At 57.0% G+C, this 16,945-nt stretch carries 19 protein-coding genes; 7 read left to right on the top strand and 12 right to left on the bottom strand.

Translation table 11 applies throughout. The annotated features are described in order from the left end of the window. Nucleotides 1-25 precede the first annotated feature (25 nt). Complete coding sequence (locus A11S_RS01920) at nucleotides 26-358, bottom strand: hypothetical protein (RefSeq protein WP_015466798.1); 333 nt, start codon at nucleotides 356-358, stop codon at nucleotides 26-28. Between the two features lie 206 nt (nucleotides 359-564). Here A11S_RS01920 and A11S_RS01925 point away from each other — a divergent pair, with 206 nt between their 5' ends. Then, on the top strand, nucleotides 565-1,203 hold the full coding sequence (locus A11S_RS01925; protein WP_015466799.1) for a hypothetical protein: 639 nt from the start codon (nucleotides 565-567) through the stop codon (nucleotides 1,201-1,203). On the opposite strand, the gene acs is transcribed toward A11S_RS01925, so the two are convergent. From acs to tsaD, 8 genes are all read right to left on the bottom strand, one after another. Further along, nucleotides 1,178-3,115, bottom strand: coding sequence for an acetate--CoA ligase (gene acs, locus A11S_RS01930; protein ID WP_015466800.1), 1,938 nt, complete (start codon nucleotides 3,113-3,115; stop codon nucleotides 1,178-1,180). The genes A11S_RS01925 and acs overlap by 26 nt on opposite strands. Nucleotides 3,116-3,347: 232 nt before the next feature. Beyond that, on the bottom strand, nucleotides 3,348-4,232 hold the full coding sequence (locus A11S_RS01935) for a DMT family transporter (protein WP_015466801.1): 885 nt from the start codon (nucleotides 4,230-4,232) through the stop codon (nucleotides 3,348-3,350). A 26-nt stretch (nucleotides 4,233-4,258) separates the two neighbouring features. Continuing rightward, entirely contained in the window at nucleotides 4,259-4,669 is a 411-nt protein-coding gene (locus A11S_RS01940; protein WP_015466802.1) for an EVE domain-containing protein, read from the bottom strand. 96 nt (nucleotides 4,670-4,765) lie between these two features. Continuing rightward, the gene (locus A11S_RS01945; protein WP_015466803.1) at nucleotides 4,766-5,176 is read right to left on the bottom strand and encodes a hypothetical protein; all 411 of its coding nucleotides are present in this window, start codon (nucleotides 5,174-5,176) and stop codon (nucleotides 4,766-4,768) included. A gap of 38 nt (nucleotides 5,177-5,214) precedes the next feature. After that, nucleotides 5,215-5,772 carry a hypothetical protein gene (locus A11S_RS01950; RefSeq protein ID WP_015466804.1) on the bottom strand — a complete coding sequence of 186 codons (558 nt, stop codon included), beginning with the start codon at nucleotides 5,770-5,772 and terminating at the stop codon, nucleotides 5,215-5,217. A gap of 24 nt (nucleotides 5,773-5,796) precedes the next feature. Beyond that, entirely contained in the window at nucleotides 5,797-6,279 is a 483-nt protein-coding gene (locus tag A11S_RS01955) for a hypothetical protein (protein WP_015466805.1), read from the bottom strand. 91 nt (nucleotides 6,280-6,370) lie between these two features. Beyond that, on the bottom strand, nucleotides 6,371-7,360 hold the full coding sequence (locus A11S_RS01960) for an NAD(P)H-dependent glycerol-3-phosphate dehydrogenase (RefSeq protein ID WP_015466806.1): 990 nt from the start codon (nucleotides 7,358-7,360) through the stop codon (nucleotides 6,371-6,373). A 30-nt stretch (nucleotides 7,361-7,390) separates the two neighbouring features. Further along, nucleotides 7,391-8,470, bottom strand: coding sequence for a tRNA (adenosine(37)-N6)-threonylcarbamoyltransferase complex transferase subunit TsaD (gene tsaD, locus A11S_RS01965; protein ID WP_041802349.1), 1,080 nt, complete (start codon nucleotides 8,468-8,470; stop codon nucleotides 7,391-7,393). A gap of 47 nt (nucleotides 8,471-8,517) precedes the next feature. Between tsaD and hemC the strand changes: the two genes are divergently transcribed. The 4 genes from hemC (at nucleotide 8,518) to A11S_RS01985 (ending at nucleotide 13,212) form a co-directional block, all read left to right on the top strand. Continuing rightward, entirely contained in the window at nucleotides 8,518-9,453 is a 936-nt protein-coding gene (gene hemC, locus A11S_RS01970; protein ID WP_015466807.1) for a hydroxymethylbilane synthase, read from the top strand. After that, nucleotides 9,450-10,169 (top strand): uroporphyrinogen-III synthase, encoded by a 720-nt coding sequence (locus A11S_RS01975; RefSeq protein WP_015466808.1) that lies wholly within the window; start codon nucleotides 9,450-9,452, stop codon nucleotides 10,167-10,169. Before hemC ends, A11S_RS01975 begins: the two co-directional genes overlap by 4 nt. A gap of 62 nt (nucleotides 10,170-10,231) precedes the next feature. After that, nucleotides 10,232-11,779, top strand: a complete 1,548-nt coding sequence (locus A11S_RS01980; protein ID WP_015466809.1) for a COG4223 family protein — start codon at nucleotides 10,232-10,234, stop codon at nucleotides 11,777-11,779. A 35-nt stretch (nucleotides 11,780-11,814) separates the two neighbouring features. Continuing rightward, nucleotides 11,815-13,212, top strand: coding sequence for a heme biosynthesis protein HemY (locus A11S_RS01985; protein WP_015466810.1), 1,398 nt, complete (start codon nucleotides 11,815-11,817; stop codon nucleotides 13,210-13,212). On the opposite strand, the gene A11S_RS01990 is transcribed toward A11S_RS01985, so the two are convergent. Beyond that, on the bottom strand, nucleotides 13,209-13,988 hold the full coding sequence (locus tag A11S_RS01990) for a rhomboid family intramembrane serine protease (RefSeq protein ID WP_015466811.1): 780 nt from the start codon (nucleotides 13,986-13,988) through the stop codon (nucleotides 13,209-13,211). The genes A11S_RS01985 and A11S_RS01990 overlap by 4 nt on opposite strands. A gap of 88 nt (nucleotides 13,989-14,076) precedes the next feature. On the opposite strand from A11S_RS01990, the gene A11S_RS01995 reads away from it, so the two are divergent. Beyond that, nucleotides 14,077-15,408, top strand: a complete 1,332-nt coding sequence (locus tag A11S_RS01995) for an aspartate aminotransferase family protein (protein ID WP_015466812.1) — start codon at nucleotides 14,077-14,079, stop codon at nucleotides 15,406-15,408. 71 nt (nucleotides 15,409-15,479) lie between these two features. Here the strand turns inward: A11S_RS01995 and A11S_RS02000 are convergent, their stop codons facing one another. Together A11S_RS02000 and A11S_RS02005 are read right to left on the bottom strand one after the other, a co-directional pair. Continuing rightward, nucleotides 15,480-15,797: a hypothetical protein gene (locus tag A11S_RS02000; protein ID WP_015466813.1), complete on the bottom strand. Its 318-nt coding sequence runs from the start codon at nucleotides 15,795-15,797 to the stop codon at nucleotides 15,480-15,482. 13 nt (nucleotides 15,798-15,810) lie between these two features. Next, nucleotides 15,811-16,068 carry a hypothetical protein gene (locus tag A11S_RS02005; RefSeq protein ID WP_015466814.1) on the bottom strand — a complete coding sequence of 86 codons (258 nt, stop codon included), beginning with the start codon at nucleotides 16,066-16,068 and terminating at the stop codon, nucleotides 15,811-15,813. 247 nt (nucleotides 16,069-16,315) lie between these two features. On the opposite strand from A11S_RS02005, the gene A11S_RS02010 reads away from it, so the two are divergent. Further along, entirely contained in the window at nucleotides 16,316-16,936 is a 621-nt protein-coding gene (locus A11S_RS02010) for a hypothetical protein (protein ID WP_015466815.1), read from the top strand. The last annotated feature ends 9 nt before the right edge of the window (nucleotides 16,937-16,945 follow it).

Here is a 16,945-nt window from a genome sequence, read left to right on the forward strand (position 1 = left end):
ATTTTGTGTACGTGATTTTTGTGAATTAGTTGATGGTCAGATGTTGCGGCACGTTTGGGCGCTTCATCGTGGCTTCGTCGCGGAAGCGCACTTCAACTTCGGCCAGGCGCGCCAGCGTGTTTAACATGCGCACAGCCTTCGGCGTATCATTATAGGCTTCGCCAAAGGCGGCCAGTTCCTTCATAACGGCTTGATCATCGTCGGACATAAAGCGGGAGCGCATCAGCGCGCTGGCGACCAGCAGAAACATTTGGTCCGGATTGTAACGGGATTGGCCGGCATCGGCACGCGCCAGCATGCGGTCCCCAATATGGGACCCGGTGGAGTTTTCATTGAAAGTTCTTTTCAATCCCGACATATCAACATCCTGTTCTTTAACGCTACTGTTAATTTATTAACATTTTTTTAAACCTTACCCAAAAAACGGCTCTGGCGCAAGGAAAAATCAGAATTATGGGAAAGTGGTGGATTTCTGCGGCCTTTGGGCAGCGGGTGAATTTACCGATTGTTTATATTTTCCCTATATCGTGACAGCGAACAGGAAGACCATAAAAAGAGGATTAGATGAAACCCGTTTCGCTCAACCATACGATGATCCAGATGTCGCAACGTCTCGACGCGTATCTGGATGCACGCGATGCGGAAATTCGTCAGGAAGAATCCGGTCACGACGAAGAACGCGCCTTGCGCGCCGTCGACAGTTTGCTGGCCCATCTGCACAAACAGGCATTGGATGCCGAAATTCATTTCAAACGGCTGGAAAAGCAGCGCGGGGCCAAAGACCCGATGGCGCAAATCGCCGCCGACATGATGGACAGCGCGAAGAGCGCCTATCTGACCCGCTTGCTGGAAGCGCGTGAAGACGACGCGGTGCAGGCCGCGGTGAAGTCGATGCTTCTGCGTCTGGACGAAGAGCGTGAAGCCGAGCTGGCCGAAACCAAACAAAAATTCTGGGATCGTCTGAACGCGTTCCACTTGCGCATGCGCAAGCAAATGGAAGCGGAGCAGCACAACGCCGATCCATCCATGGCTTTGTTTGCCATGATGATGATGAACGGAATCAATGCGGGCCTGAGCGCACACAACCCATTTGATGGCATCCAAAAACAAATGCGGCGCCAAAGAACCTTTGCCGCCGCATTCGCTGAAGCATCCTTCGGGCCACAGCCCGGCGGGTCTATGTCGGCGTTTGCCGGTTCTTAAGCAACTCATCCACCACGGCCGGATCGGCCAGTGTGGATGTATCACCCAGGCTATCAATCTCACCGGCGGCAACCTTGCGCAGAATGCGGCGCATGATTTTGCCTGACCGTGTTTTGGGCAGGCCGCTGACCCACTGGATCACATCCGGTGTGGCGATGGGACCGATGATCTTGCGCACCACCTGAACGATTTCCTTTTTCATCTCTTCGCTCGGTTCGCGCCCGGTGTTCAGGATGACATAGGCATAAATGCCTTGACCCTTCAGATCGTGCGGGAAGCCGACAACGGCGGATTCGGCAACGCAATCATGTTCGTTGATGGCGGATTCAATTTCCGCCGTGCCGAACCGGTGGCCGGATACGTTGATGACATCATCCACACGGCCCGTGATCCAGTAATACCCGTCTTCATCACGGCGGCACCCGTCACCGGTGAAATATTTGCCCTTGAACGTGCTGAAATAGGTTTGTTCGAACCGGGCGTGGTCGCGGAACACGGTGCGCATCATGCCGGGCCAGGCATCATTGATGCACAAATTGCCCTCGCACGGGCCGTTCATAATATGCCCTTCGCCATCGACAATTTCCGGTGCGACGCCGAAGAATGGTTTGGTGGCCGATCCCGGCTTGGTGGCAATGGCACCGGGCAGCGGTGTAATCATGTGGCCGCCGGTTTCGGTTTGCCACCAGGTATCAACGATGGGGCAACGCCCTTCACCAACCACGCTGTTATACCACATCCATGCCTCGTGGTTGATCGGTTCGCCCACGCTGCCCAGAATGCGCAGGGACGACCGGCTGGTTTTCTTCACCCATTCATCGCCTTCGCGCAACAGCGACCGGATGGCCGTGGGGGCGGTGTAGAAAATATTGACCTTGTGCTTGTCAATCACCTGCCAGAAGCGCGAGAAATCCGGGTAATTCGGCACACCTTCAAACACCAGCGACGTGGCCCCATTGGCCAGCGGGCCATAGACGATATAAGAATGCCCGGTGACCCAGCCCACATCGGCCGTACACCAGTAAATTTCGCCCGGCTGATAATCAAACACCCATTCGTGGGTCAGGCTTGTATACACCATATATCCGCCGGTGGTGTGCAATACGCCCTTCGGTTTTCCGGTGGAGCCGGAGGTGTAGAGGATAAACAGCGGGTCTTCCGCGTTCATTTCCTCGCACGGGCAATCGGTGCTTTGCGTATCGACAATATCATGCCACCACACATCCCGTTTCGAATCCCACGCCACATCGCCGCCAGTGCGTTTTAACACGATCACCGTGGACACGTCGGGGCAGGATTTCAGGGCTTCGTCAGTGTTTTTCTTCAACGGCACTTTTTTGCCGCCGCGCAATCCTTCATCCGCCGTAATCACGATGTTGGAATCGCAATCCAGAATGCGGTCGCGCAATGAATCAGGCGAAAAGCCACCAAACACAACGGAATGGACCGCACCAATGCGGGCGCAGGCCAGCATGGCATAGGTGGCTTCGGGCACCATCGGCATATAAATGGTGACGCGGTCGCCTTTCTTCACGCCGCGGGCCTTCAGCGCGTTGGCCAATTTGGACACTTCATCCTTCAACTGGGCATAGGTGATGTGCTTGCTCTCGTCCGGGTTATCCCCCTCCCAGATCAGCGCGGTTTGGTTCGCGCGCGCGGGCAAATGGCGGTCGATGCAGTTATGCGCCGCGTTCAACGTGCCATCTTCGTACCATTTGATGGATACGGGGCTGTTGAAGCTGGTGTTTTTGATCTTCGTCGGTTTTTTGAACCAAGTAATCCGCTCCGCCATCTCGCCCCAGAAACCGTCCGGGTCCGTGATGGAGCGTTGATACAACGCATCATATTGTGCGGCGGTGATATGCGCCTTGGCTGTGATGGCGGCGCTGGGTTGAAAAATTTCCTTGGTCATTGCGACTCCGGCTGGGTTTTTTGTGGCGGTTGACGACATGGCGAAATAGCCCCTGAAAACGTCTGAAAATGTCTTGGATTCTTATTTTATGCCAAAATTTGTAACACAGCCCTAAAGCCGGGGGGAGGCTGGGGTTTTGTGCGATGCAAAAAGACTTGTGTTGCCAAGCTTTTTCTTGCGTTGGCAACGGACATAATTATTTTGCATAGCATGTGGGCGGCGACGTGTTCGCTTATAAAACTGGATCGGCCTCAATCGGTTGCGCTTTCTGTGCCTTGCGCAGGGCGATGATGCCGACGCCGGACAGGGTCAGGGCGCCGCCAATCACCAAGGATTGATCAATCTGTTCGCCCAGCATCATGGCGGACAGGATAATCGCCACCACCGGCATCAGCAGGATAAAGCATGTGACCTTGGCCACCTCGTTGCGGGAGAGGAGGGCTTGCCACAGGATGTGCGACAGGCTGACCAGCACGACCTGATACCCAATCGCGCCGCCCAATTGGGACCAGTCGGTGGCGGCGATTTGTGTCCATCCGGCCGGGGCCATGATCAGCGAGGCGATCAACACAAACGGAACGGCAAAGCCGTTGGTCAGGGCGATAAAGGTGGCGGGGTGGACGCTTTTTAACTGGCGCATGCGGATATAGCTGAACGCCAGCGCGATGGTGCAGGCCATGGTGATGGCAAAACCCAGCGGGTGCCCGGCCACATCCGGCCCCTTGAGCGTGACCAGCAAGCCCGCAAAGCCAAGGGCGATCCCGCCCCATGTGCGCCAGCCGATTTTTTCCGCCAGCAACCACCAGCCCAGCAGGGTCGCGAACAGGATTTGTGATTGCAGCAGAATGGCCATGGTCGATGCATCCATCATCTTCATGGCGACGAACAGGAACCCCTGGTGCAGGACGCACATATAGAAAGAGATTTCGGCAATCTTTTTCGCCACATCCCACCCTGGCCATTTGATAAAGGGCAGGAAGACCAAAGTGGTCAGGGCAAAGCGCAGCGTGATGAAGGTCAGCGGTTCGGCTTGGTTCACACCGATTTTAATGGCAACGATGTTCCCGCCCCAAATGACGATGACCAGCAGGCTGAGAAGAACATCACGCAACGACATAATACGCAGAACCTTATATCAAGGGGTTATTTCAGGCCGCCCATCTTGCAGATGGTTTTCCATTCGGCGGCGGTGACCGGCGACACGGACAGGCGCGATTGCTTGACCAGGGCCATATCCTGTAACGCCGGGGTGTCCTTAATGACGGCCAAGGTCACGGGTTTGGGCATGGCGCGATCGGCTTTGACATCGACCATCACGAACTTGCCCTTTTCATCGGTCGGGTCGGGGTACGCCTCGCGGACGATCGTGACGATGCCGACGATTTCTTTGCCTTCATTCGAATGATAGAAAAAGGCTTCGTCGCCCTTCTTCATGGCGCGGAGATTATTGGCGGCTTGATAATTGCGCACGCCGTTCCAGCCCTCGACGCCTTTTTTCACCTGCTGGTCCCAGGACCAGACGAAGGGTTCGCTTTTGACCAGCCAGTAAGCCATGGGATTTCCTTGTCCTTTATATTAAACGGGCGGCCCCGAGGGACCGCCCGTCTATGATATGGACCGGATCTGGCCCTTGGCAAGGGCCGTTGGGTCTTAAGGTATTGTCGGCGGGGTGATATTCATGGTCCGGAACCGGTTTTTATAGGCATCGGTTCCCGGAATATCGGCGGCATCGCGTGTATCAATAATTTGCGGCAGGCCGTTATTGGTAAAGGTCACCTTCACCTCGTCCAACGTGATGGTTCTAGCTGTATTGGATTGCATGACGGCGTCAACCGTGTCCGGCGGCAGGAAGCTGTGGACATGCACAACCGCCCCATCAGGCAGAGCGGCACGGTGTTTGTCGTTTTGCGGGGATGCCGGCAGGTAAAAGATATGGGCCAGGAAGGTGCGTTTTTTGTCGCCAATCTGGTGCGCACCATAATTGTTGCCGGGAGAGGTCAGCATCGTTGGTTGGACAATGATGCTGGACAGGTCGTCGGTGATATCGTTTGCGTTACACATGGTGGTATCAATCCTTTTTTATATTTGTATCGTTTTGGTTACGGGTTGATTTGGCGGTGGATCATCGGTTTGTATCCCGGGCCACGGTTGCAGGCGCAATCGCCACAGGGCGATGTGCCTTTGCCAAACATGGATTTTGATGCGTGGGCGTTAAACGCCGCAGTTCCATCAATCTCGCATGCATTGCGGGCGTCGAACGCCTTGGGCAGATTTTGCGAATGGTGGGAAACGCGGATGGAATTGTATTTCGGCATTTCAAACTGCAGCTGATCGAACGTGATCGTACCGGGGTGTTGCATGGCCTGTTCAACCATATCGCGGGGGAGGAGAGAGGAGACAGATACGCGGTCGTTTTCGTTCAGGACTTTTTTGATTGCAGCGTTTTCGGGTGTGTCGGGAATGTAGAAAACGCTGGCGGTGAAATCGTGGCGGATCAGGCGGACATTCCCGTGCGGATCGCGTTCGACGATGTTGCTGGGCGGATCGATGGGCTGAAGGATAATTCCACGGGCGTTAATCAGGGCTTGTTGGCGGGCTTGTTGTTCTGCGGCTTGTTGCTGTTGCAATGCCTTGTAGTGATCAGAAATACCTTCCATGGTGTGTGCTCCGTTCCTGTGGGGTTAAAGTTCGTAGCTGTAATCCGTCTTTGGGGGTTTACGGTTACCTTTTTCACATGTGCAGGTGTCGCATGGGCTGGGCATGTCGCGCCCCATGACGGCCTTGCGTGTGGCTTCGACGTGAAGCACATGTGATTTTGTTCCGGGTGTCTGGCACGCGGTGCGCAGGTCAACGGCATCGGGATAACCGAGGGCGTTGAATGTCACGCTCAATTTTTCAAAGGTGATGGTGTTGCCGCATTCATTGATCCGGGCAACATCGCTATCGGTCATATAGCTGTGAATGTTGAGCAGCGTGTCTTCGCGCAGGCTGCTGCGGAATTTTTTGTTTTGCGGAGTGTCGGGCAAAAAGAAAACTTTGGCCATGAAGCGGCGGACGTGGTCGTAATTGTCACTGCTGCGCGAACTGCCGAGGGGTGTAACAATCAGCCCCTGAACGTCGTAGGGGGTGTTGATTTCAACCTTGGCGTCGTCTGTGTTGGCCATCGTCGGCTCCAGCGATAGGTTACGATGACGCACACTATGAAAACCGCAATGTTTATGTCAAGAAATTAAATTACCGCGGTTTTTCAACGGCTTATTTTCCTTCGGCCTTGATCGGACGCTCCAAAAGCGCCGTCATGGCGTCGCGGACGGCCAGTCCGCCATCCAGGCAGGCGTGAACGGCGGCGGAAATGGGCATGTCCACGCCCTTATCTTTGGCCATGGTGGCCAAGGCGCGGGCCGTGTAAACGCCCTCGGTCACGGACGTTCGCGCGCCGAGAATTTCATCCATCGTTTTGCCTTCGCCCAACGCCGCGCCCAGCGAGAAGTTGCGCGATTGCATGGACGAACAGGTCAGCATCAAATCACCCATGCCGCACATGCCCATCAATGTTTCGCGTTTGCCGCCCATGGCCACGGCCAGACGCGCAATTTCCGCCAGACCGCGTGTGACCAAAGCCGCGCGCGCAGAATCTCCCAGGCCCAGCCCGTGGATCATGCCGCTGGCAATCGCAATCACGTTTTTCACCGATCCGCCAACCTGCGCACCGACCAGATCGTCGCTGGCGTAGGGGCGCAATGTGCGGCATGCCAACGCATCACACAATCCTTCGGCGGTTTTGGAATCGCGCGCGGCGATGGTGACGGCGCTGGGCAATCCGCGGCCAATTTCGGCGGCGAATGTCGGGCCGGTCAGAATGGCGGGAATGGCGTCCGGTGCTTCTTCGGCCAGCGCATCGGTCATCAATTTCCCGGTGGAAATTTCAATGCCCTTGGCACAAATCACGATGGGTTTGTTGGCAATCGCATCCTTGATCGGGCGCAAGCTGGCGCGCAGATATTGCGCGGGGGTCACCATCAAAATAATGTCCGATTCCAGTGTGGCGTGAATGTTATTCGTCGCGCGAATGGATGGGTTCAATTTCACGCCGGGCAGGAATGGCGTGTTTTCGTGGGCCGTGTTGATGGCGGACACAACATCATCTTCCATCGCCCAGATGGTGATGGCGCGACCACTTTCGGCCATGCATTGCGCCAGCGCCGTTCCCCATGCACCACCACCGATAACGCCGATTGTTTTCATGATCTGATGTCCTTCGTTGTACTTTGATCGTTATGCCTTGATGCCGGCACCGGTTTTGGGTTCCGCATCCGGATCCAGCGGCCAGCGCGGGCGGGCCGCGAAATTGAGCGGGGATGTATCGCCACGGCGCAGCCGTTCAATGCCCGCCCACGCAATCATCGCCCCGTTATCGGAACAGAGTTTCAGGGGCGGCGCGACAAAAGTAAAGCCCTTCGCCGCGGCCAGATCCTCCAGCGCGCCGCGCACGGCCATATTTTTTTTTCCGCCCGCCACAACAATGGTGGGTGTGGTGTGCGTGGGATAGGATTTTTTGAATTGATCCATGGCGCGTTTGCAACGATCCGCCACAACATCGCGCACCGATGCCTGGAACGATGCGGCAATCGCGGCGACATCCGCCATTTGCAATGCACCGGGGGGCAGCGCATCAACATGATGGCGCACAGCGGTTTTCAGGCCAGAGAATGAAAAATCACAATCGGGCCGGTGCATCATTGGGCGCGGCAGCGGAAAACGGGCCAGCGCCGCGGCACCGTCGGTGCATTGATTGGCCGCGCGTTCCAGATTGGGGCCGCCGGGATAGGGCAGGCCCATCAATTTTGCGGCCTTGTCAAAACATTCGCCCAACGCATCATCCAGCGTGGTGCCCCAGCGGTGATACACGCCGACATCTTCCACCACCAGAATTTGCGTATGCCCACCGGACACGAGCAACAGCAGATAGGGGAATTGCAGAGACTGATCGCTCAGGCGCGGGGTCAGCGCATGGGCTTCCAGATGGTTCACGGCGATAAAGGGTTTTTGCGCGGCGGCGGCAATCGCCTTGCCCGCCATCATCCCCACCATGACCCCGCCAATCAGGCCGGGGCCACAGGTCGCGGCCACGCCGGACAGGTCGGCGAAGGATAATCCGGCCTCGTCCATCGCGCCCTTGATCAGGCGGTCGAGGTGGTCCATATGGGCGCGGGCGGCAATTTCCGGCACAACCCCGCCAAAAATGCGGTGGTCATCCAGCTGGCTCAGGACCATATTTGACAGAATCGTGCCGTTGCCGTCCACAAGGGCGGCAGCAGTTTCATCACAACTTGTTTCTATGCCTAGAACGACCATAACCGGAATGCTATAAGGGCCCCGTCTTTAATAAGCAAAGTAAAAAAATGGCCCAAAAACTGCGTATTGGAACCCGGGGATCGAAGTTGGCGCTGGTGCAGGCCAACATGGTTGCTGATGCCCTGAAGCGGGCGCACCCGGGCCTGGATGCCGAAATTGTTGTGATTCAATCCTCTGCCGACTGGAAGCCGGAGCAGGGCGAGACCCGCCTGTCCGAAGCTGAGGGCGGCAAGGGCCTGTTCGCGCGCGAGATTGAGCAGGCCATTCTGGCCAATGCCGTGGATTGCGGCGTCCATTCGATGAAGGACATGGCGTCGTTCCTGCCCGACGGGTTGCAGGTGGTGCATGTTCTGGACCGCGCCGATCCGCGCGATGCGTTACTGGCGAATGATGGCATTCAATCGATTGCAGATTTGCCCCAAGGGGCCGCGGTCGGTACGGCCAGCCTGCGTCGTCAGGCGATGTTGCTGGCGCTGCGCCCGGATCTGAAAATCGTTCCTTTGCGTGGTAACGTGCCAACACGGATTGAAAAACTGCGCAGCAAACAGGTGGATGCAACCATTCTGGCACTGGCCGGGTTGAACCGTCTGGGGCTGGCGCATGAAGCGTCCTGCACCATTGAGGCCGATACCATGTTGCCCGCCGCGGGGCAGGGCATTGTCGGGATTGAAACGCGCGTGGGTGATACGCAAACTGCACTCTTGTTGGATGCCATTCATAACCGCGAAACCGGTTTGGTTCTGGCCGCCGAACGTGCGGCGTTGCAGGTTCTGGATGGCTCATGCCACACACCGATTGGTGCGCATGCGACATTGGATGGCGATCAATTGCATCTGCGTGTGCTGGTCGCCTCTGGTGACGGGGTGCAGGTGTTCAGGGATGAACAATCCGGGCCCGTGCATGGTGATCATGATGCGGCCCTGATTGGTCAGGTGGTTGGCGCGCGTCTGAAATCGCGTTTGCCCGACGGTATTTTGCAATGATTCTGTCCGGCTTTTGTCGGCCCATTGTTCTGGTCACGCGCCCCGCGGACGATGCAGGGGAATTGTGTGATGCGGTGCGCGCCGCCGGGTTTATCCCGATGCTGGCCCCGATGCTGGACATCGTTCCACTGCACCCAACGCTTCCATCCTTTGATGATATTCAGGCGATTGTGTTCACCAGCATGAACGGCGTGCGTCATTGCCCCGCCGTGCCGCGTGATCGTCCCGTTTACTGTGTCGGTGATCGCACGGCGGATGCGGCACGGGCCGCGGGTTTTACCACGGTGGTTAGTGCCAGTGGCGATATCAATGATCTTGAGGCTGTTTTGGCCGGGGCAAACCTGAAACCGGACCGGGCCATCCTGCATGTCTGCGGGGCGGATGTGGTGCGCCCGCTGAGTGCGCCGGGGGTGCGGGTTGAGCCGCTGGTGGTCTATTGCGCCGATATGGTGACGCGCCTGCCATGGGTTGTGCGGGTGCTGATTCGGCTGGGGTTTGTGACCGGTGTTTTGTTTTTTTCGGCGCGCACGGGGCAAGCCTTTGTAAATGCGGTGAAAAAAGTCGGTTTGGACTGGGCATGTGACGGTATCGGGGCCTTGTGTCTGTCGGATTCGGTGGTAGAGTCTGTATCGGACCTGTCGTGGCGCGAACTTTATAGTGCGCAACGCCCTGATCGGGCCGCCATGCTGGACCTTTTGGATCATCTGCGTCCTTAAAATTTACGTAACTCTTCACCGCCCGTATTTCGTTCGTGGGCCGCAAAGGGCCGATTAAGACCATGCAAAATTCTTCCGCACCCATCACTCCGGATGACAATGCCATTAACAATGCCGAAACCGTGATTGAACGCTTCGGCGGCATTCGCCCGATGGCCACAAAAATGGGCGTGCCCGTAACAACGGTGCAGGGCTGGAAGAAGCGCAATGTCATTCCCGGCAATCGCCGCGCCGATGTGGTCAGCGCCGCCGCCGCGCATGGCGTGGATTTGTCGGGTGTGCTGGATGCCGCCGCACCCGCATCTGGCGCCGCGCCAGTAAGGCCACAGCCGCAAGCCGCGGCCCGTCCGGTTTCCCCTGAACAACCGACAATCAATCTGGGCGCGGATCGCGATCTGGATAAATTCAAACGCCAGGCCGTGCGCAGTGCGATGCTGGGGTCGGCGTCATTGGTGATGGTCTTTGTGCTGATCAGCGGCATGCTGATCGCCGTGGGAAAACAAAAGCTGGATCAAACCAGCAACCGCGTCGCCACGTTAGAGCGCGATGTCGAAGCCGTGCAATATACCGACCCGGACCAGGCCGCGAAAATTGCCAAGGATCTGGGTGACCGGATCAATGATTTGAAATCCGAAGCCGCGGGCCTGCAAACCCGCGTCGCCGATTTAAAGGATCAAGCCGAAGGGATCGTCAGCCAGATCAAGGCCGCCGATGTCGCGGGATTGATGAGCCGCCTGTACGCGTTGGAGCAACAGGTGCAGGGTATTGCCGGCGCATCGCCGGAACTGTCCGATATGCTGGCGCGTCTGGGCGATATGCAGACAACGCTGGAAGGGCAGGCGCAATTGCAAAATTCGCTGGCCGATCTCAAAACGTTGGTCGAGGGAATGCAGGGCCGCATGGGCGAAATGGATTCCACACTGAAAGATGTGCAGGAAGGTGATTCCGCTCTGGCCCAGACGTTGCAGGGCGTTTCGCCCGCCGATTTGAAAGCGGCGGCGTTGTTACTGGCCTTGACGCAGGTGCGTGAATCCGCCGCGCGGGAACAGCCGTTTTATGATGACCTTGTCCTGTTGAAAAACATGGTGGGTGAGGAAGATCCCGAACTGGCCGCCGCGATTGATCGTTTGGCACCGTTGGCACAGCAGGGCGTTTTATCCCCCGAAGGCTTGTCCAACGAACTGCGCAGCCTGACGGGCGATATCGTCGTGTCATCGCTGAAGGGCGAAGATGTGTCGGTGCAGGATAAAGCCATGGCGCGTTTGCATGATGTGCTGAAAATCCAGAAGGATGGCCAGCTGGTCACCGGCACGGATACGCAGGCGCGTGTCGCACGGGCGCAGGTGATGCTGGATAACGGCGATGTCGAAGGGGCGCTGGCCGAGCTGGAGGCCCTGCGCGGACCTGCGGCGCAAACGGCGCAACCGCTGATCGATCAGGCGCAAATGACCTTGATGCTGGAAAATCTGCAAAGCACCGTGACCGAAGGGGTGATGGGCCACATTGGCCGCGCCCGGTCCATGGGCGGGGCCATTGGTGGGGCTGTTGGTGATGCTGTCGGCGCGCCGACATCGGGATCGACCGCACCTATTATGATGCCGAAACAATAACCGTTGAATGAAACCTTGAACCGGAGCTGATCATTATGATCCGGACGTTGTGGATCCTGACAAAAATTGCCGTTCTGGTCGCCGCCGGTTGGTGGGTGGCGCATTGGGCCATGAATAATCCGGGCACGGTGCAGATCTCATGGCTCGGCTATGATATTGAGGCGCATATCGGGTTGGTCCTGTTGGCCGGGTTTGTTGTTATCCTGGCGGCGTTGGTGGTCTATCGCATTTGGCTGACGTTGGTGTCACTACCGGTGATGTGGGGCAAGAAACGCGCGGATAAACGTCGTGACCGTGGTATGCGGGCGCTGGTTCTCGGCCTGTCGGCGGTCGCGGCGGGTGATGCTCGCGTGGCCGGGTATCAGGCCACACGCATGCGTAAATTTTTGCCGAAGGATGGCGGTCTGCCGCATTTGCTGGAAGCACAAGCCGCGCGTCTGCAGGGCAATGATCTGGTCGCTCGCGCGCATTTTGACGCGTTGATGCGGGATAAAGAAACGGCGTTTCTGGGTGTGCGCGGTTTGATGCAGGACGCGATGGATCACGCCGATGTGGATGCGGCGCTGGTTCTGGCGCGCAAGGCACAGGACATGCACCCGAAACAAAAATGGATTTTGCGCACCGTGTTTGGATTGGAAGTGCAGAAACATGACTGGACGGCTGCGGAAAAAACTTTGAAATCCGCCGAGCGTGTGGGCGCTTTCACAGCGGAGGAAGCGCAATCCAACCGTCTGGCCCTGTTGATGGCGCAAGCCGATCAGGATTTGCGGGCGGGGTTGCAGGCCCAGGCGTTGCATCATCTGCGCGATGCCATTCAAATTTCCGCCGCGTTCGTTCCGGCGGCGGTGCGTCTGGCGCGGTTGTGCATCGACCTGCAAAAGAAACGCGAAGCCGCACGCATTATTGAACGCGCCTGGCGCGCCAACCCGCACCCGGATTTGATTCCGTTGTGGGATGCGCTGGCCCCGGAAAACAAGGCCAGCGACGCCATGGTGCGGATGCGGTGGTATGAACGTCTGGTCGCCCTGCGCCCCGATCATGCCGAAAGCCAGTTGGCCGCCGCGCGCGCCGCATTGGAAGGCGGACTGTGGGGTGAGGTGCGTCAATATCTGGTGATGGCGGAAACATTGCATCCATCGCCGCGCATCTATCGCCTGTGGGCGCGGTTGGAAGAAAAAACCGGCCACCCGGAAACGGCGAAGCGCATGTTGGAAAAGGCGGCGGATGCCCCGGCGGATCCTGTCTGGACCTGCCGTCAAACGGGGCGCATTTATGAACGCTGGTCCCCGATTGCGGAACCACACGGCACATTCAACACGATTGTCTGGGATTACCCGGATGCGCGGAAAAACCTGCTCGCTGATGGCTCTATCCTGCACATGCAGGCCGATCCGTTGCTGGCGGCTCCGGTGCGCAGTCTGGGTGGACGTTAAATTTTCAACCGCATCACCAGCGGGAAAAATGCAAATCCGGCAATAAACCCGCCAATATGCGCGGCCCATGCAATTGTGCTGCCGCCCGGTCCGCCCATGGAGCCGAAGGCGACCGAAATCACAATCCAGAGCAGGATAAACGGCCACAGGCCGTATTTTCCGCCCATGCCGCCGGGGTTTTGCGCATACAGGATCAACATGATGGCCGCGAATAATCCGCTGATGCTGCCCGATGCGCCGATGACGGGCGCTTCGGATCCCCAGTTCAGGGCCATGTGAAACGCCGCCGCGGCCAGGCCGCAGAGAACGAACAAAACCACCATGCGTTTAGCGCCGAGTGCGCGTTCACATCCGGCACCAAAGGCCATCATCATCACGCTGTTCAATCCCACATGCAACCATCCACCGTGGATCAGCATATAGGTGAACGGACCGACAATCATCGGCCAGCCAAATCCGAATTGTCCGGTGTAATAGGCGGGCACAAAACCCAGATGGGCCATCACCCAATATTGCCATTCCGGGCTGAGGGCGAAACTCATAATCAATTGCACCACGACAAAGGATGCGATCATCCATTTTGTCACCGGGGGCAGGTTGATCAGCGGGGCGTGATCGTCATGCGTTTGTGCGTTCGCGTTGCGCCCCGTTTTATTGTTTTTGGGGCGGCGTTGGAAACGGATGATATTGCTGTCCGCGCCCATTGTTTTGTTGGGGGTTGTATTGGGTGTTTCATCACGGTTTTTGCCATTATTATGGCCATTATCATCCTGCATGCTGACCCCTTTGGCCAAACTGATTTCTTCGCCTATACTGCGTACGACTTTTCGAATCTAGGGTTTTCCCGCACAAAGGACAAGTATCATGGCATATGATTTTACAACCGCGGCAAATTCGTTGGACGAATTTTGGATGCCGTTCACCCCGCAACGCTATTTCAAAAAGGCACCGCGCATGATCGTGCGGGCCAAGGGGATGTATTATTATGATCCGGAAGGCAAAGAAATTCTGGATGCCGCCGCGGGCATGTGGTGCGTCAATGCGGGCCATGACCAGCCGAAAATTAAAGAGGCGATCACCGCGCAACTGGAATTGATGGATTATGCGCCGTGTTTCCAGTTCGGCTATCCAACCGTGTTCAAGGCCGCATCGCGTTTGATCGCGGATATGCCGGAACCCTTTACCAACGTGTTTTTCAGCAACTCGGGGTCCGAGGCCGTGGATACGGCGTTGAAAATCGCGCTGGCGTATCACCGTATCCGGGGCGAGGGCACGCGCCGCGTCCTGATCGGGCGTGAACGTGGGTATCATGGTGTGGGCTTTGGCGGTATTTCCGTCGGTGGCCTGCCGTATAACCGGGCGACCTTTGGTCAATTGCTGCCGAACATCGATCATTTGCGTCATACGCATGATTTGATGCGCAATGCGTTTGCACGCGGTATGCCGGATCATGGTGCCGAATATGCGGATGAACTGGACCGTCTGATTTACCTGCATGATCCGATGAATATTGCGGCGGTGATTGTTGAACCCGTGGCCGGGTCCACGGGGGTTCTGCCGCCGCCGAAGGGGTATCTGCAACGCCTGCGTGAAATTTGCACCAAGCATGGCATCTTGCTGATTTTTGACGAGGTCGTGACGGGTTTTGGCCGTTTTGGCACGATGTCATCGGTCGATCATTTCGGTGTCATGCCGGATATCATCACGATGGCGAAGGGGATCACCAACGGCACGGTTCCGCTGGGGGCAACCTTTGTGACCAAAGCCATCTATGACGCGTTCATGCAAGGGCCGGAACATATCATTGAATTGATGCACGGCTATACATACTCCGGTCACCCGCTGGCCGCCGCCGCCATCATCGGCACGCTGGATACCATTCAGGACCAGAAAATCTGGGACAATGCCAAGGCGATGGCCAAACCGTTCGAAGATGCTGTGCATTCATTGAAGGGTGAGCCGCATGTGGTCGATGTGCGCAATTGTGGCATGCTGGCCGGTATTCAACTGGCGGAAAGCAAAGACCCGAACGATCTGAACAAATATCCGCGCGAAGTGTCGTATGAATTGTTCCGCCGCGGATTGATGGTGCGCTATACGGGGCCGAATTTGTATCTGTCCCCGCCATTGATCATCAACCAGGCCCAGATCGATCAGATCGTGACGACGATCAAGGATGTGTTGAAAACACTGTAACGAAATTTAAAAAGAAAACCCGCGCACAGGCCATGCTTCCTGTGCGCGGGTTTTTATTCAAGGCTGGAAACTTATGGCCCGCCCGGCGTCGGTGGTGTTGGGGCGGTTGCGCCGAACATCTGTTCATTGTCGGCTTTGTATTTGTATGGAACCGTCTCGTCACCCTTGGGGGCCAGCCCGCCACCCGGTGTGGCCCGAATAACGGCCCCGGCGGCGCGTGTTTCAATGGCGGCCGTGATCAAATCAACATGACCATGTTGCAACCCGTGTCCGATACGATTGGCCAGAACGTCAATCTGTTCCGTTGGTTTGCCGACGACGGTGGCGCTGGCGTCACCTCTGTCTGCAATCTGGCCTGCGGCGGCGCCGCTAAAATGATTTCTACCCATATCGTCCTCCTGATTAACGGACGTTGATTTCAATGAAGGTCGGCGTCTGGAAGCTGACCGGATATTTTTTCAATTCCTTCGGCGGCAAGTCACGCCCGCTCAGGCCTGCTTTGACCTCAATCCGCACCTTGTCTGGATCGCGCCAGTCATAAACGACACAGTGGCTTTTGAACTCTCCGGCTTGGCGGCATTGTTTGACAACGCGTTTGCCGGGATATAGCGGTTCATCCAGCCCTGCCTTTTGCAGGATCTCCTGAATGTTGACTTGCATGGTGACACCTCTTCTTCTTTTACCGTGGCCCTTATTTGTGGCGGTTTTCCGTTCTGGTTTCCGGATTATTTTCCGGAATGATTGAGCCTATAATGTCCTCAAAGGCTTAAAAGGGGGTTAACATAAGTGCGATCTTTGGGTGGGGGCGTTTTTCTGCGCTTTTTGCCCCATTTTCGCGTGTGGGAATTTCCATCCCGGGGCATGGGCTGATATAATCAAAAGGCAGATTTTGAAGAGGGGACTATCCATGGCGATGTGCGCATTCAATAATCGTTTATTGGCCCGTTTGTTTGGGGCGGCACTGGTCGTGACCGTGGTGGGCCTGGCTGGCCCGTCTGTGGCCCAGACGGCGAAAAATAACGGCACGACAAGCGGCAGCGCCGTTTATAACAGCACGAAATCGAGCGGCAATGCCACGGCCCCCACGGGCGGCGTTTATAATTCGACGAAGAGAGAAAGCGGGGCTTCGCCCTTGTTCACCAAACGTGAAACGGCGGGGGCTTTGCCATCCGGGAATCCCAGCGGAAAAACCTATGGGATGAAGGGGACGCAGGTTTCCAAGCCGGTTGATCCGAACACATTGTACAAGGATAATCAGGCCGCCAAGGCCGCGCAGGCTCAGCAAAATGCCAGCGAACGCAGCGCCCGCGCCGCGCAGATCAAAGCCCAGTTTGAAGCGCAGATGAAGCAAGCGCAGAAAAAGGCGGAGCAATCAGGTGCTGCGACGGCGGGTGCAGCAGGGGCCACGGCTCAGGCCCAAACCAATCCGGCGGACCCGTATAACGGTGCGAACGTGGTTTTTTCCAACCCGCGGGCGGAAAAAGACAAGGCCGACGCGCCGCGTAAATTGTTCAATTCGTCACGCTGATCCGCTTGT

Origin of the sequence: Micavibrio aeruginosavorus EPB (assembly GCF_000348745.1) — a bacterium.
Classification (GTDB): Bacteria; Pseudomonadota; Alphaproteobacteria; order Micavibrionales; family Micavibrionaceae; genus Micavibrio; species Micavibrio aeruginosavorus_A.